Consider the following 967-nt stretch of genomic DNA (forward strand, 5'->3'; position numbering starts at 1 on the left):
TAAAATCAAAATTTCCTAAAGCTAAAATTCAAGGACATAGGGATTTTCCCAATGTCTATAAAGCTTGCCCTAGTTTTGATGCTAAGAAAGAATATGCTGGTTTATGATAAGAAGTGCGCAAGAGCGTTTTTAAATAGGAACGGTATTTGCTTTAAATAAAACAGAGAGTCCCCGAATGACTCTCATAGTTTAATATGAGTTATCTATCTTTCGATAGGGACCCACATTGGGAATGGTTTTTTGTAAACAATCTTCTTGCCGTTGACTACTCGGCTTTTGCGGAAGATCAATTCACATGGAACCCCGTCAATTAGCATTTGTTTTTTCGACATGGCTTTACAATGAATTAATGGAGGATCTGTTTTCTCTATTGTAAAGGCGACCCCCTGCCTAAACAGAGTTTCCCAAAATGGGCAAAGCAAAGCCCTCCTTATCGGGATAGGGAGGGCTTATATCTTTGTTATTAGATTATAGTTCACTTATTTCTTTCTTCCTGCAACTGTCTTCTTTTCATAATAAGTTTTTATGTTCATAATATTTTTATTTGTTTATTTTATTGTTTGAACGTGAACTTACAAATTAGTCAGATTTGTTATCTAATAACATAATTCATTGCTTGTCCTATGCTAATTGACATTGCAAATATACGAATTAAAATGAATTAAAATTACGGGAATCCGTAACGTAATGTGTTATTGCTTATTTTGTAAAATAAAACTCATTGCTTGGAAAAATTTATATTTTTCATTAGTTCCACCCTCACAAATTCCGCCTTGAGGTTGCCATCCTAGCTGAATGTTTTCATTTACTAATTTAATCAAATTTTTAATATCGTCTGCTTCGATAACGGTGTAGTCTACGTATTGTTTCATATAATTATTTTAATAAGGTCCGAATATACAAACAATTCAAAATCAATGATTACGGTTTCCCGTAGGGTATGCTTGCAGTCTATCCGTATATTTAC

At 33.1% G+C, this 967-nt stretch carries 1 protein-coding gene; it reads right to left on the minus strand.

The genetic code is table 11. From position 1 onward, the window contains the following. Positions 1 to 692 precede the first annotated feature (692 nt). Positions 693 to 872: a hypothetical protein gene (locus ACODR7_RS21525; RefSeq protein ID WP_488842322.1), complete on the minus strand. Its 180-nt coding sequence runs from the start codon at positions 870 to 872 to the stop codon at positions 693 to 695. Positions 873 to 967 lie beyond the last annotated feature (95 nt).

Source organism: Chryseobacterium sp. FG46, from assembly GCF_057809135.1.

Bases quoted from the DNA above. Each gene is read 5' to 3' on its own strand.
- ACODR7_RS21525 (WP_488842322.1), bottom strand. From the start codon at position 872: ATGAAACAATACGTAGACTACACCGTTATCGAAGCAGACGATATTAAA.